The sequence below is a fragment of the Streptomyces sp. NPDC090798 genome (assembly GCF_044768965.1).
Lineage (GTDB): Bacteria > Actinomycetota > Actinomycetes > Streptomycetales > Streptomycetaceae > Streptomyces.
On record NZ_JBIVXA010000002.1, the window covers coordinates 427,957 to 441,762 of the forward strand.

Below are 13,806 nucleotides of genomic sequence, written 5' to 3' on the forward strand. Positions count from 1 at the left end.
CTCGTACCGGGAGTATCCATGCCCACCATCGACCCGCAGGACCTGATCGAGCGCTACATCGGCGTCTGGAACGAGCCCGATCCCGAGATCCGCCGCAAGACCGTGGCCGAACTCTGGACGGAGGACGCTCTGCACGCCCTCCGGCCGCCCCAGCAGCTGCGGGACACCGCGGTGGACCTCGGCTTCACCACCGCCGTCCTGGAGGCCCGGGGCCACGACGAGCTGCACACGCGCGTGACCCGCGCCCACGGCCGCTTCGTCGCCCCGGGGACCTACGTCTTCCGGATCCAGGAACCCGCCCAACAGCTGCGGGACGTCATCACGTTCCGCTGGGAGTCCTTCCACACCGGGGAGGGACGGGCCACGGGCGGCGGCCGGGAGTTCCTGGTCCTCGACGAGGACGGCCGCATCCGGTTTGACTACCAGTTCGTCGACTGACCCCGCCGAGCATTAGGGTTACCGCGTGGCAAGGGTGCGGTTGAGCGTGGCGGAACGGCGCGAGGAGTTGCTGCGCGCCGCCATCGAGCAGATCGAGGCGCGGGGCGTGGCGGCGGTGCGGATCGCCGACGTGGCCTCGGTGCTCGGGGTGAGCAACGCGTTGGTGCTGTACCACTTCTCGACCAAGGAGAAGCTGGTCGCCGCCGCGTTCACCTACGCGGCCGAGGACGACCTCGCCCATCTGCGCAAGCTGCTCGGCCGTCGGACGTCGGCGCTGCGCAGGCTGCGCGCCGCCGTGCGCTGGTACGCGCCGACCGGCCAGGCCAAGGGCTGGCGGCTGTGGATCGAGGGCTGGGCGGCCGCCCTGCGCGAGCCCGCGCTTCAGGAGGTCACACGTGATCTCGACAAGCAGTGGAAGGCCGCGATCACCGAGGTGATCGCGGAGGGAGTGGCGGGCGGCGAGTTCACGTGCCCGGATCCCACGGGCGCCGCCCTGCGGCTGACGGCGCTGCTGGACGGGCTGGCCGTGCAGATGACCGCCTACACGGGAGCGGTGTCGCGGGCGCGGGCCCAGGAGTGGGTGGACGAGGCGCTCGCCCGGGAACTGGGGCTCGCGCGGGAGGCGTTGGCGGCGGCGGTCCGCTGAGGCGCACGCCCCGGCGCGCGACCGGACGGTTCGGGTCGGCAGTCGCCGCCCCACCGCCCACCGCGCGGGTCGGTCCGGCGACAGCCGACGCACCAAGCCACGGCAGCACACCGCCGCCCCGCGGTAGCCGCGGGCACGGTGGCCGGTTCGGCCCGCGGCTCCCGGGCACGCCGTCGAGGCGGGCCCGGTGCCGGGCGGCGCGTTCCCCGTCCGGGCCGTCGGCTCCGGGCGCGCCGATGGCACGACGGACACCGACTTCCCGCGCACGGCGAAGCCGACACCGGCCGCGCGCCCCGGGCACCAGGTCTCCGGCACGTCGGAGACCCGTCGTTCAGGCCACCGACTCGATCCGCATCTTGATGTCGTCCGGCGAGAGGCTGCCCTTGGCGGCCACGTGGTCGCCGGAGGACTCCCCGCGCAGTCGGCGCCCGATCCACGGGACGAGGTACTCGCGTGCCCAGTGGATGTCGTCACGCCGGACCTCGAGCGTGCCGCGGGGCGGCAGCGGAGGCCAGGGCTGGTCGGGGTCCGCGGGCACTTCGAGGCCGAGGACCTGGCCGGCGCGCAGCGCGACCCGGGTGTGGCCCTCGGGCGAGAGGTGCAGGCGGTCGCCGTCCCAGGCGCGGCGGTCCTGGATCGTCTTCAGGGACCACAGGTCGAGGACCGGACACCCGTACCGGTCCGCGATGGCCCGTACGTGCCCGTTGTACGTGGCGATCTTGCCGCGCAGATGCTTCAGCACGGGGACGGTACGGGTGTCGAAGCCGGTCGTCACCAAGACGGTGCCGACGGCGGAGGTGAGGTCGGCGACCGCGCGCTCGAAACGCTCGGCAACCTCGTCGGGGTCGGTGCCCGGCCGGATGATGTCGTTGCCGCCCGCGCTGAAGGAGACCAGGTCGGGGCCGAGTTCCTTGGCGCTCCGGAGCTGGTCCTCGACGATCTGGTCGAGCAGCTTTCCGCGTACGGCGAGGTTCGTGTAGGTGAAGTCGCCTTCGGGCCGCCGGTCGGCGAGGAGTACCGCGAACCGGTCGGCCCACCCGACGAAGGCCCCGTCGGGGCCGGGGTCGCCGACGCCTTCGGTGAAGCTGTCCCCCACCGCCACGTACGACCCGATCACTGATCTGTTGTCACTCTTCGAATCGTCTGCCACGTCGGCCCATGATTCACCTTTCGATGTGAGCTACGCGACCGTAGGAAGGGGTTGACGGGTGGTGAGATAAGCCACTCGTAAAGTGTGGCTGAACCCGGAATAAGGCCCTGTCAGGAGTGGTTGAACAGCCGCCACACCTGGAAGTCCTCGATCCGGAAACCAGCCGTCCGTTGTTCCACCAGCGGACCGCGGAGCCGTCCGAGACGATCCGGACACGGTTCGGCTCGTTGGCCTGCGTCTTCAGGTAGTCGTATTCGTCCAGGGCCCCCGGGGCGGGGCGAAGCGGTCGTCCGGGGAACGGACGTCGACGGCGTTTTGCCGTCGCCGTCGAGGTCGTACACGGTGAGTCGTCGTCATTGCGGTAGCCGCCGATCGGCGTCGAGCCGCTTCTGCGGGTACTGCTCACCGGGCCAACCCGCGTCCGTGAAGCAGCGGTTGAAGTCCCACTTCACATAGCCGACCGGGGCGCTCGAGAGCAGACTGTCGAGCTGCTCCCACAGATACTCGTGGACGTCCGGGCGGGCGAGGTGGAGTACGAGCCGGTTGCGGAACTTCGTCCTGGTCCGCCCCGGCTGGAACTGCACCCAGTCGGGGTGCTCCCGGTACAGCTCGCTGTCCGGATCGACCATCTCCGGCTCGACCCGGATCCCGAACTGCATGCCGAGCGCGTGCACGTCGTCGGCGAGCGGCTTCAGTCCCTGCGGGAAGCGGTCCGGGTTGGGGATCCAGCGGCCGAGCCCGGCGCGGTCGCTCATCCGTGCCCCGAACCAGCCACTCGTCGACGACGAACGGTTCGACGCCCATCACCGCGGCCCGCCGGGCCGGCTCCCGCTGCCGCTCCTCGGAGATGTCGAGGCGCACGGCCTCCCAGGAGTTGAAGAGCACCGGCTGGTCCCTTTTCCGCATCCGGGATCACGTACACGCGCTGGTACGCGTGCCATGTCCGGCTCGCCGCGCCGAAGCCGCCGTCGCTCCACAGCCCCACGAAGACGGGGGATGGTGAACGACTCCCCCGGCTCCAGCCGCAACGGTCCGGAGTCTTCGTACCCCGCGCCGCCGGAGATCTGCACGCACCCGTCCGGGAGTTGTGCCACGCAGACCCGCCACGAGCCCGACCAGCCGAGCGCTCACCCGTAGACCTCGCCGCTCTCCTCACTGGCCCCGCTGTTCACTCGCCCCGCTGTCCAGCGCGACCCACGGCAGGTGCTGGTGCCCGGTGTGCCCGGGGCGGCTGCCGATGACCTTGTCACCGTAGGTGAGGGGGGAGCGTGCGAGCCGGGACTCGGCCGCCCACCGCCCGTGCAGCTGAACGGCGTCTCACCCGCGAGGCAACGGCTGTGGACAACTTCATTGCCTGAGGAACCCATGTCGTATCGTCGAAGGCGCGATTCCCGTCGGCGAGCGTCGCCGAGCAGCGCCGGCGGTCCAATGGGAGGAGCCCCCGTGACGCAGCAGGTCCCGTCCACCGAGCCGGAGCTGGCCGGAGTGCGCAACTTCCGAGACGTGGGCGGCCTGCCCACCGTGGACGGCCGGCGGGTGCGCTACGGACGGTTGTTCCGCAGTGGTCATCTCGCGCACGCCACGGAGGAGGACGCCACCTTCCTCTCCTCCCTCGGGCTGCACACGATCTTCGACTTCCGCAATGCCGCGGACCAGAAGCTGGAGGGACCGGACGTCGAGCTGCCGGGCGTACGGAACGTCAACCTTCCGCTCACCGACCCTGCCGACGGCAGCGAGTTCTGGAAGATGGTCCGCGACGGTGACGTCGAACAGCTGCGCGGGCACCTCGGCGACGGCAAGGCCGCGAACCGGATGATCCGTTCCTACCGCACGATCGTGAAGGAGCGCACGGCCGAGCACTCGCACGTGCTGCACGCCCTGGCCGAGGACAGCGTGCCCGCGTTGATGCACTGCGCGGCGGGCAAGGACCGTGCGGGCCTGTCCATAGCCGTGACGCTCCTCGCCCTCGACGTCGAGCGCGACGCGATCGTGGCCGACTACCTGGAGTCGAACGCGACGCACCGTCGCTACAAGGTGCGCCGCGACGGCTCCTCGGAAACGGCCCGCTCCCCCGAGGTCATGGAGCTGCTCAGCCCTCTGTTCGACGCCCGCGCCGAGTACCTGACCGCGGCCTTCGAGACGATCGAGGAGACCTGGGGCGGCATCGACGCCTACCTGGAGCGGGGGCTGGGGGTCACGCCCGAGCAGCGGGAGCGGCTGCGCGAGAGCCTGCTGGACTAGAACGCTGAGGGGCTGAACCCTGGGCTACTGGTTCTGGCCGCCCAGCTCGAACAGCAGATAGATGAAGGCCGCGAAGATGTGGCCGACGGCGATGTAGACGATGAGACGTACCCACAGGGCGCGGGGGAACTTCTCGACCATGCGCCGCCGGGTTTCGGGGGCGGCGGACTCGCTGGGCTCCGTGGGTTGCGTGGATTCCGTGGTGCCCGTGGTGTCCGTGGTGTCCGTGGATTCCGTCATGACAGCTCTCCCATGGTCGGGTGCCCTGCCGCTGGGCCGAGGCACAGCGCGGCGGTGGGGCTCTGCAGCAGGGTGTGTACGAAGAGGAGTTCGGCCCCCGACCGATCGGCGGCCGCGATGCGGTGCGGGGTCAGCGAGTCGAAGTGCGCGCTGTCCCCGGGCGCGAGCACCTGGGCGGTGTCCCCGAGGCGCAGCCGCAGCCGCCCCTGGAGGACGTAGAGCCACTCCTCGCCGGGGTGGACGCGCACGATGTCGCCCTGCGAGCCGTAGGGGACGTGCACCCGCAGGGCCTGCATTCCGCGGCCCGGGGCACCGGCCTGCCAGTAGGTCCAGCCGCCCGCCATCGTCGGCTCCATGTCGGCGGCCCGGACGATCGCGTCGCGTTCGGCGACCGTCTCGCCCAGCAGCTCCGAGACCGTCGTACCGTAGATACGAGCGAGTGCGAGCAGCATCGGCAGCGAGGGCTGGCGCTGCCCCGTCTCCAGTCGGGAGAGATGGGCAGCCGAAAGGCCGGCGGCGCGGGCCGCGGCCTCCAGGGTCAGCGAGGCTTGGCGACGCAGCGCACGCAGCTGCGGTGCGACGGCGGGCAGCGCCTCGGCTGCCGCGGACTCGGGCGGCGTGGCGGCCGCCCCCGACTCGACAGGGCTCATGCCCTCCATTGAGCCGCACCCTTGCCTTTCGGGCAAATTTCTTGCCTCAGAGGCAAACCAGCCGGTCGCCCACCGCAGGCCGGAGCGGGCCCCATACTTCGGGCCCGCCCCGCCCCTTCGTGCCGCGTGCCGCGGGGCTAGCGGTTGGCGACCGCCTGCTTGACCAGGGTTTTCCCGAAGTCCCACATCAGGCCGCCGCCGCTGTGCGCGTCGTCCATCACGGCGGTGAAGGCCTCCACGAACCGGTCCACGTCCCGTTCGCCGATGATCAGCGGCGGGATCAGCTTGATCACCTCCAGGTGGTCGCCGGAGACCTGGGTGAGGATGCGGTGCCTCTGGAGCAGCGGGACGACGACCATCTGCGCGAACAGGCCCTTGCGCGCGGCCTGCAGCATGGTCCAACGGCTGCGCAGCTTCAGCGACCTGGGCCGACCGAACTCGATGCCGATCATCAGGCCCCGACCGCGTACGTCGCTCAGCAGTTCGTATTTGTCGACGAGCGCCGCGAGCCGGGACTTGAGTTGTTCTCCCGTGGCCCGGGCGTTCGCGACGATCTGTTCGTTCTCCATCACGCAGAGCACGGCGAGGCCCGCCGCCATGGCCTGCGCGTTCGAGCCGAAGCTCGCCGAGTGGACGAGGACCCGGTCCATGGACGAGTAGACCTTCTTGAAGATCCAGTCCTTGCCGAGCGTCGCGCCGACCGGCACATAGCCGCCGGACAGCGCCTTCGCCACGCACACCAGGTCCGGCTCGACGCCCTCCTCGTGCTGGTAGGCGTAGAAGTCCCCGGTCCGCCCGAGGCCCGTCTGCACCTCGTCCGCGATGAGCAGCGCCTTGTGCCGGTGCAGCAGCTCCTGCGCGGCGCGCAGATATCCGGGTGGGGCCTCGTGCACGCCCTTGCCCTGGATGGGCTCGACGATCAGCCCGGCGACATCCCCCTTCTTCAGCTCCCGGGCCAGCGCGTCCAGGTCACCGAGCGGAACGGCGGTGTCGGGCAGCAGCGGGGCGAAGCCGTCACGGAAGCCGTCCTCGCCGTTGACGGACAGCGAGCCGGTGGTCAGCCCGTGGAAGGCGTGGGAGCAGTAGAGGATCCTCGGCCTCCCGGTGGCGTACCGGGCGAACTTGAGCGCGGTCTCCACCGCCTCCGTACCGCTGTTGCCGAAGAACACCCGGTCCAGGTGGGGACTGTGGGCGAGCAGCCTCTCGGCGAGGAGCCCGGGCAGCGGCTGGCAGTCGAAGCGGGTGAGGTCGGCGAGCGAGGCGTCCAGGACGTCGTGCAGCGCCTTGCGGACGACGGGGTGGTGGCGGCCCAGGCCCATCACCCCGAACCCGGCGAGCATGTCCAGGTAGTCGTTCCCGTCCGCGTCCCAGAAATGCGCGCCCTCGGCCCGCTCGTACACCTTGTCGAAGCCGATGGTGTGCAGCATGCGCGGGAGCTGGTGGTTCAGGTACTTGGTGTGCAGCTCGTAGCGCTCGGCTCCGCGCTCGGCGAGGAGCGCGCCGAGGTCGAACTCCCCCTTCTCCGCAGGGTCGGTCATTCCTGTTTCTCCTTGGACAACTCATCCTCGAACGGCACGTCCTTCGACAGCGCGTCCTTGACGGCCAGGCCGGCGCTGATCCGCCCGGCGATCTCGACAGGGGTGAGACCTATGTCGGCCAGCACCTCCCCGCGCTTGGCGTGCGCGAGGAACTGCTCCGGGATGCCGAAGCGCCGTACGGGCACGTCGACCTCGGCGTCCCCGAGCGCCAGCGCGACCGCGGCGCCGACGCCGGCCGCCCGGCTGTTGTCCTCGACGACCGCGACGAGCCGGTGCTCGGCGGCGAGGCCGGGCAGCGCCGGGTCGACGGGTTTGACCCAGCGCGGGTCGACGACCGTGCAGCCGACCCCACGGGCCTCCAGCAGGTCGGCCGCCTGGAGGCAGACCGGCGCCATCACGCCGACGGCGACCAGGAGGACCTGCGGGGTGTCGTCGGAGCGGTGCAGGACGTCGAGTCCGCCCAGGTGGTCGACCGCCGGGATCGCGGGGCCCACCGACTCCTTCGGGAAGCGGATCAGCGTCGGCGCGTCGTCGACGGCGACCGCCTCCCGCAGCTGGGCCCGCAACTGGTCGGCGTCGCGCGGCGCGGCGATCCTCAGGCCCGGCACGACCTGCAGGATCGACATGTCCCACATGCCGTTGTGCGAGGCCCCGTCGACGCCGGTGACCCCCGCCCGGTCCAGCACGAAGGTCACTCCGCAGCGGTGCAGCGCGACGTCCATGAGGAGCTGGTCGAAGGCCCGGTTGAGGAAGGTCGCGTAGACGGCGACGACCGGGTGGAGACCGCCGGTGGCGAGCCCGGCCGCCGACACCGTGGCGTGCTGTTCGGCGATTCCGACGTCCCACACGCGGTCGGGGAACCGCTCGGCGAACTTCCCGAGCCCCACCGGGTGCAGCATGGCCGCCGTGATCGCCACGACGTCGTCCCGCTCCTCGCCGATCCGCAGGATCTCGTCCCCGAACACCGAGGTCCAGGACGGCCCGTTGGACGGCGCGAGCGGCTCGCACGTCAGCGGGTCCATCACACCGACCGTGTGGAAGTGGTCCTCCTCGTGGGCGAGCGCGGGCTCGTAACCGCGCCCCTTCTCGGTCAGGCAGTGCACCAGCACCGGCCCGTGGAAACGTTTCGCGCGGCGCAGCGCGGACTCCACGGCCCCGAGGTCGTGCCCGTCGATCGGCCCGACGTACTTGAGCCCCAGGTCCTCGAACATGCCCTGCGGCGCGAAGGCGTCCTTGAACCCCTTCTTCGCGCCGTGCAGTGACTCGTAGAGGGTGTGTCCGACGACGGGGGTGCGCAGCAGTACGTCCTTGCCCCAGGCGAGGACCTTCTCGTAACTGTCGGTCGTCCGCAGGGTCGCGAGGTGGTTGGCGAGGCCACCGATGGTCGGCGCGTACGAGCGTTCGTTGTCGTTGACGACGATGATCAGCGGGCGGTCCTTGGCGGCGGCGATGTTGTTCAGCGCCTCCCACGCCATGCCGCCGGTCAGCGCGCCGTCCCCGATGACCGCGACGACATGGCCCTTCTCGCCCTGCACCTGACGGGCTTTGGCGAGCCCGTCCGCCCAGCCGAGCGCCGTGGAGGCGTGGCTGTTCTCGATGATGTCGTGCTCGGACTCCTCGCGCGAGGGATAGCCGGACAGGCCGCCCTTCCCGCGCAGCTTGGAGAAGTCCTGGCGTCCCGTCAGCAGCTTGTGTACGTAGCTCTGGTGGCCGGTGTCCCACAGGATGCGGTCGACGGGTGACTCGAAGACCCGGTGGAGCGCGATGGAGAGTTCCACCACCCCCAGATTGGGTCCGAGGTGACCGCCGGTCCTGGCGACCGCATGCACCAGGAACTCCCTGATCTCATCCGCCAGTTCACCGACGTCCGCCTCGGACAGCGCCTTCAGGTCGCGTGGTCCCCGGATGCTCTCCAGAATCGTCACGCTCGGGCCCCCTCTCGGTCCGTGCTGATCAGCTCACGGTGACGGCGGGTTCGCCGGAGGCGACGCCGTCCTTCTCCATCTGCTCGGCGATCTTCATCGCCTCCTCGATGAGGGTCTCGACGATCTTCGACTCGGGCACGGTCTTGATGACCTCGCCCTTGACGAAGATCTGCCCCTTGCCGTTGCCGGAGGCGACCCCCAGGTCCGCCTCCCGCGCCTCGCCGGGGCCGTTGACGACGCAGCCCATGACCGCGACGCGCAACGGGACCTCCATCCCCTCCAGACCGGCCGTGACCTCGTCGGCCAGCTTGTAGACGTCGACCTGGGCGCGTCCGCAGGACGGACACGAGACGATCTCCAGGCGGCGCTGCTTCAGGTTCAGCGACTCCAGGATCTGGAGGCCGACCTTGACCTCCTCCGCGGGCGGGGCGCTCAGGGAGACCCGGATGGTGTCCCCGATGCCCTCGCTGAGCAGCGCCCCGAAGGCGACGGCGGACTTGATCGTGCCCTGGAACGCCGGACCGGCCTCCGTCACACCGAGGTGCAGCGGGTAGTCGCACTGGGCGGCGAGCTGCCGGTACGCGTTGACCATCACCACCGGGTCGTTGTGCTTCACCGAGATCTTGATGTCCCGGAACCCGTGCTCCTCGAAGAGGGACGCCTCCCACAACGCCGACTCGACCAGCGCCTCGGGGGTCGCCTTGCCGTACTTCCGCAGCAGCCGCCGGTCGAGCGACCCGGCGTTGACCCCGATCCGGATCGGCGTCCCGGCGTCCGAGGCGGCCCGCGCGATCTCGCGGACCTTGTCGTCGAACTGCTTGATGTTGCCCGGGTTCACCCGCACCGCGGCGCAGCCCGCGTCGATGGCCGCGAACACGTACTTGGGCTGGAAGTGGATGTCCGCGATCACCGGGATCTGCGACTTGCGGGCGATGGTCGCGAGGGCGTCCGCGTCGTCCTGCGTGGGGCAGGCGACACGCACGATCTGGCAGCCGGACGCGGTGAGTTCCGCGATCTGCTGCAGGGTGGCTCCGATGTCCGACGTACGCGTCGTCGTCATCGACTGCACCGAAACGGGTGCTCCGCCCCCGACCGCCACCGCTCCGACCTGAATGCGCCGCGACACGCGGCGTTCGGCGATCGGTCGGACCGGCACCTCGGGGAGGCCCAAGGAAACGGCGGTCATGTCGTCACCCGCGGCTTTCCGTGAAGGTCTCGCGGGCGGCGCGCAGGGACTCCTTGAGGGAGCCCATCGTGGCGAGGACGGCGGTCGGCTCGTAGCCGCAGTGCGCCATGCAGTTCGCGCACCGCTCGTCCTTGCCGCGCCCGTAGGAGTCCCAGTCGGTCTCCTCCAGGAGCTGCCGGTACGTCTGCACGTACCCGTCGCTCATCAGGTAGCAGGGCCGCTGCCAGCCGAAGAGCGAGTAGCTGGGGATCGCCCACGCGGTGCACGGGAAGTCGACCTTGCCTTCCAGGAAGTCCAGGAAGAGCGGGCTCTGGTTGAGCCGCCAGCGGCGCCGGTTGCCGCCCGAGAAGGCCTTCTTGAACAGCTCCCGGGTCTGCTGGACGCCGAGGAAGTGCTCCTGGTCGGGCGCCTTCTCGTAGGCGTAGGCGGGCGAGAGCATCATCTCGTCCACCTTCAGGTCGTCATTGAGGAAGTTGAGGACCTCGATGACGGTCTGCGGGGTGTCGGTGTTGAAGAAGGTCGAGTTGGTGGTGACCCGGAAGCCGCGCCGCTTGGCCTCCTTGATGGCCGCGACCGCCTCGTCGAAGGTGCCCTCCTTGGCCACCGACTCGTCGTGCCGCTCGCGCAGCCCGTCGATGTGCACGGCCCAGGCGAAATACGGCGAGGGCTTGAACTTGTCCATCTTCTTGCGCATCAACAGCGCGTTCGTGCACAGGAAGACGAATTTCTTCTTGGCCACCAGCTGCCGCACGATCTCGTCGATCTGCGGGTGCATCAGCGGTTCGCCGCCGGCGATGGACACCATCGGCGCGCCGGATTCGAGGACGGCTCCCACGGCCTGGGCAACGGGCATGCGCTGCTTGAGCACCCCCGCCGGGTGCTGGATCTTGCCGCAGCCCTCGCATTTGAGGTTGCACGCGAAGAGGGGTTCCAACTCGACCAGCAGCGCGAACTTGTCCCGCTTCCTGAGCTTCTGTTCAAACAGGTACGCAGCGACCTTCATGGACTGCCGAAGCGGCATGGCCATCTGGCTCACCTCCGGGGGAGCAACAAAGAACGGTGCCATTCAAAGAAAGCGGGAAGGACGGCACGAAGAACACGGAAAGCTGATATTCCACCGCGCACTGTGCCGATTCGGACGAGTTCATGTTCTGGAGCGTCCACGACCACCCGTACGGCCGCAACCGGGCGCGCGCCCGCACGTACGGCGCTGTGGAGCGTGGCCGCGGATTCCATGTCGACCGCGATCGCACCGGTCGCGAACAGCTCCGACCGCTCGTGACCTCGGACGACGTGATCGGAACCGGTGAGCGGCCCGGTATGGACGGTGCGCCCGGGCACGGTACGCACGAGTTCCTTGACGAGTAGTTCGGTGCCCACGCACGGGGTGCCGCCGCGCGGGTCCCGGGTCTCCTCGGCGACCACCAGGTCACCGGGGTGCATGCCCGGGGCGAGCCCCGCGCAGAAGCCCGTGGCCAGGACGGCGGCCTCGCGCAGCGCCGGGTCGGCCAGGACCCGGGTGAGCGAGCGTTCGGCGGCCTTGGGACCCATGCCGGTGCGCAGCACGGTGACGGGCCCGTCGGCCCCGGTGCGGTCGCCGCTGCGCAGGGCGAGGTGCTCGATGCCGAGCGCGCAGGCGATCAGCAGCGGGGCCGGATCGGGCTTCGTGCTCATCAACCCCCCTTGACCCCGGCGAACGACTCGCCGTGAACGAAGCTCGGTTCGCCGTGGACATAGCGGCCGAGCGCGGTGAGTGGGAAGACCTGCCGGTAGAGGTGGTAGTTGATCGAGAAGTCCCACGGAAACCCGGTGCCGGTGAAGTACGGCTCGTCCCAGGAGCCGTCCGCCAGCTGGGTCTCCGCGAGCCAGGCGATGCCGCGTTCCACCGTCTTGGAGTCCCGCTCCCCCGCGGCCAGCAGGGCGAGCAGCGCCCAGCCGGTCTGGGAGGCGGTCGAGGCGCCGCGTCCGCTCCACTCGGCGACCTCGTGGTAGGAGCGCAGGTCCTCGCCCCAGCCGCCGTCGTCGTTCTGGACGGTTTCCAGCCAGGCGACGGCCCGGCGGATCGCCGGATGCGAGGCGGGCAGCCCGGCGGCCACGAGCGCCGGGAGCACCGACCCCGTTCCGTAGACGTAGTTGACGCCCCAGCGCCCGAACCACGAGCCGTCCGGCTCCTGGTGGGCGAGCAGCCACTCGATGCCCCGGCGGGTGCGCGGGTCGTGCGAGAGCCCCTCGACCGCGAGCATCTCCACCACATGGGCGGTGACGTCGGCGGACGGCGGGTCGATGACCTCCCCGAAGTCGCAGAACGGGAGCCGGTTGGGGAAGGCGCTGGTGTTGTCGACGTCGAAGGCGCCCCAGCCGCCGTCCTTGGACTGCATACCGAGGTTCCAGCGCACCCCGCGCCCGATGGCGTGCTCGACGCGCTCCGGGTCGTGGTGGCGGACGCGGCGCAGCGCGAGGGCGACCTCGGCGGTGTCGTCGATGTCGGGGTAGTTGTCGTTGTGGAACTCGAAGGCCCAACCCCCGGGCGGAAGGTGGGGCCGCTTCACCGCCCAGTCCCCGGGCCGCACGATCTCCTCGCCGAGCATCCAGTCCGCGGCCTTCACCAGCTGCGGATGGTCGGCGGGCAGGCCCGCGTCGGCGAGCGCGATGGTGGCGAGGCAGGTGTCCCAGACCGGCGACTGGCAGGCCTCGATCATCCTGGCGCCGTCCTCGCGCCAGATGGCGAACCGGTCCAGTGACGCCAACCCCTCGCGCATCACGGGGTGCTGGAGGTCGTAGCCGAGCAGGTGCAGTGCGATGACCGAGTACACCGCGGGTGGCTGGATGCCGCCCCAGCAGCCGTCGTTCTCCTGCCGTTCGATGATCCAGCGCGCCGCCGTGTTCATCGCGGCCCGGCGCACTCTGCGCGGGACGACCTTGCGGTACTGGTGCAGGACCTTGTCGAGACGCTGGAAGACCCCGTCCCAACTCGCCACGGGGGCGAGGGGTTTGACCGGGTTGGGGTCGCGGGCGTCGGTGTGCAGCTCGTCGAGCGGGAACGGCGCGGGCCGCACCGGGCGCTTCGCCGAGACGATGGTCAGCGGCACGATCGTCTGCCGGGCCCAGCAGCCGAAGTCGTAGATGTTGAGGGGCATCCACTTCGGGAAGTAGATGAGTTCCGGCGGGAGTTCGGGCAGGTCGTCCCACTTCCACCAGCCGAACAGGGCGAGCCAGATCCGGGTGAAGACGCGGGCCGAGGCGATGCCGCCCCGCTCGCGGATCCAGGCGGCCGCCCTCGCCATGTGCGGCTCGTCCGGGCCGTCCCCGGCCAGCCGCAGGGCGACGTACGCCTCGATGGTGGCGGAGAGTTCGCCCGGGCCGCCGTAGAAGGTGGCCCAGGTGCCGTCCTCGCGCTGCTCGCCGCGGATGAACAGTCCGGCGGCGCGTGTGGTCGTCTCGTCGCGGATTCCCAGGAACTGACGGAGGAGCAGGTCCTCGGCGTCCATCGTGACGTTCGTCTCGAGGTCGCCCTTCCACCAGCCCTCCGCGTCCTGCCGCGAGAGCAGGAAGTCGGTGGCGCGCTGTATGGCGTGCGTGGCGACGTCTCGGGTCTCGACTGTCCCGGTCGCCACGGGAATCGTCTCTGGGTGGATTTCGCTGGCCGCGGCAGCGCGGGGCGGCAGTGCCCCGGTGCTTCCGTCGGTCGTCGCTGTCATGGCTTCCCCTTCGTGCAGTGGTACGTCTCTGCTGGGTCCGCCGTCGGCCGGTGCGCCTGTCTCCCGCGGCACCGGCCGGCGACTACGCGAGGTT

Annotated in this window: 12 protein-coding genes and 2 pseudogenes; 3 read left to right on the plus strand and 11 right to left on the minus strand. The window is 70.4% G+C overall.

Features of this window, described 5'->3' with window-relative positions:
* Positions 1 to 18: 18 nt before the first annotated feature.
* Complete coding sequence (locus ACIQTP_RS06160) at positions 19 to 438, plus strand: hypothetical protein (protein ID WP_403396760.1); 420 nt, start codon at positions 19 to 21, stop codon at positions 436 to 438.
* Positions 439 to 463: 25 nt separating this feature from the next.
* Positions 464 to 1,084, plus strand: coding sequence for a TetR/AcrR family transcriptional regulator (locus tag ACIQTP_RS06165; RefSeq protein ID WP_402048523.1), 621 nt, complete (start codon positions 464 to 466; stop codon positions 1,082 to 1,084).
* 331 nt (positions 1,085 to 1,415) lie between these two features.
* Here ACIQTP_RS06165 and ACIQTP_RS06170 read toward each other — a convergent pair whose 3' ends face one another.
* The 3 genes and pseudogenes from ACIQTP_RS06170 to ACIQTP_RS06180 form a co-directional block, all read right to left on the minus strand.
* A complete protein-coding gene (locus tag ACIQTP_RS06170) occupies positions 1,416 to 2,201 on the minus strand; it encodes an SGNH/GDSL hydrolase family protein (RefSeq protein WP_403397279.1) in 786 nt (261 codons plus the stop codon).
* Positions 2,202 to 2,391: 190 nt separating this feature from the next.
* Positions 2,392 to 2,549, minus strand: a pseudogene (locus ACIQTP_RS06175) (Tat pathway signal sequence domain protein); the annotation flags it as partial.
* A 71-nt stretch (positions 2,550 to 2,620) separates the two neighbouring features.
* Positions 2,621 to 3,542 (minus strand): annotated as a pseudogene (locus ACIQTP_RS06180) (alpha-galactosidase); the annotation flags it as partial.
* Between the two features lie 135 nt (positions 3,543 to 3,677).
* Here ACIQTP_RS06180 and ACIQTP_RS06185 point away from each other — a divergent pair.
* Positions 3,678 to 4,475: a tyrosine-protein phosphatase gene (locus ACIQTP_RS06185; protein WP_403396763.1), complete on the plus strand. Its 798-nt coding sequence runs from the start codon at positions 3,678 to 3,680 to the stop codon at positions 4,473 to 4,475.
* Positions 4,476 to 4,499: 24 nt separating this feature from the next.
* Here ACIQTP_RS06185 and ACIQTP_RS06190 read toward each other — a convergent pair whose 3' ends face one another.
* The 8 genes from ACIQTP_RS06190 to shc form a co-directional block, all read right to left on the minus strand.
* Positions 4,500 to 4,616: a DUF6126 family protein gene (locus ACIQTP_RS06190; protein WP_402048732.1), complete on the minus strand. Its 117-nt coding sequence runs from the start codon at positions 4,614 to 4,616 to the stop codon at positions 4,500 to 4,502.
* Positions 4,617 to 4,711: 95 nt separating this feature from the next.
* On the minus strand, positions 4,712 to 5,365 hold the full coding sequence (locus ACIQTP_RS06195) for a helix-turn-helix domain-containing protein (RefSeq protein ID WP_403396765.1): 654 nt from the start codon (positions 5,363 to 5,365) through the stop codon (positions 4,712 to 4,714).
* Between the two features lie 137 nt (positions 5,366 to 5,502).
* A complete protein-coding gene (locus ACIQTP_RS06200; RefSeq protein ID WP_403396767.1) occupies positions 5,503 to 6,903 on the minus strand; it encodes an aspartate aminotransferase family protein in 1,401 nt (466 codons plus the stop codon).
* Complete coding sequence (gene dxs / locus ACIQTP_RS06205) at positions 6,900 to 8,828, minus strand: 1-deoxy-D-xylulose-5-phosphate synthase (RefSeq protein ID WP_403396769.1); 1,929 nt, start codon at positions 8,826 to 8,828, stop codon at positions 6,900 to 6,902. The genes ACIQTP_RS06200 and dxs overlap by 4 nt, the downstream gene beginning before the upstream one ends.
* A gap of 28 nt (positions 8,829 to 8,856) precedes the next feature.
* A complete protein-coding gene (gene ispG / locus ACIQTP_RS06210; RefSeq protein ID WP_403396770.1) occupies positions 8,857 to 10,014 on the minus strand; it encodes a flavodoxin-dependent (E)-4-hydroxy-3-methylbut-2-enyl-diphosphate synthase in 1,158 nt (385 codons plus the stop codon).
* 4 nt (positions 10,015 to 10,018) lie between these two features.
* Positions 10,019 to 11,041, minus strand: coding sequence for an adenosyl-hopene transferase HpnH (gene hpnH / locus ACIQTP_RS06215; RefSeq protein ID WP_266427467.1), 1,023 nt, complete (start codon positions 11,039 to 11,041; stop codon positions 10,019 to 10,021).
* Between the two features lie 5 nt (positions 11,042 to 11,046).
* Positions 11,047 to 11,688: a 1-hydroxy-2-methyl-2-butenyl 4-diphosphate reductase gene (locus ACIQTP_RS06220; protein ID WP_403396771.1), complete on the minus strand. Its 642-nt coding sequence runs from the start codon at positions 11,686 to 11,688 to the stop codon at positions 11,047 to 11,049.
* Positions 11,688 to 13,712 (minus strand): squalene--hopene cyclase, encoded by a 2,025-nt coding sequence (shc, locus tag ACIQTP_RS06225; RefSeq protein ID WP_403396773.1) that lies wholly within the window; start codon positions 13,710 to 13,712, stop codon positions 11,688 to 11,690. Before shc ends, ACIQTP_RS06220 begins: the two co-directional genes overlap by 1 nt.
* Positions 13,713 to 13,806: the final 94 nt, after the last annotated feature.

Coding starts and splice junctions, on each gene's coding strand:
- hpnH (WP_266427467.1), bottom strand. CDS start 11,041: ATGGCCATGCCGCTTCGGCAGTCCATGAAGGTCGCTGCGTACCTGTTT.
- shc (WP_403396773.1), bottom strand. CDS start 13,712: ATGACAGCGACGACCGACGGAAGCACCGGGGCACTGCCGCCCCGCGCT.
- ACIQTP_RS06160 (WP_403396760.1), top strand. CDS start 19: ATGCCCACCATCGACCCGCAGGACCTGATCGAGCGCTACATCGGCGTC.
- ACIQTP_RS06195 (WP_403396765.1), bottom strand. CDS start 5,365: ATGAGCCCTGTCGAGTCGGGGGCGGCCGCCACGCCGCCCGAGTCCGCG.
- ACIQTP_RS06190 (WP_402048732.1), bottom strand. CDS start 4,616: ATGGTCGAGAAGTTCCCCCGCGCCCTGTGGGTACGTCTCATCGTCTAC.
- ACIQTP_RS06200 (WP_403396767.1), bottom strand. CDS start 6,903: ATGACCGACCCTGCGGAGAAGGGGGAGTTCGACCTCGGCGCGCTCCTC.
- ACIQTP_RS06220 (WP_403396771.1), bottom strand. CDS start 11,688: ATGAGCACGAAGCCCGATCCGGCCCCGCTGCTGATCGCCTGCGCGCTC.
- ispG (WP_403396770.1), bottom strand. CDS start 10,014: ATGACCGCCGTTTCCTTGGGCCTCCCCGAGGTGCCGGTCCGACCGATC.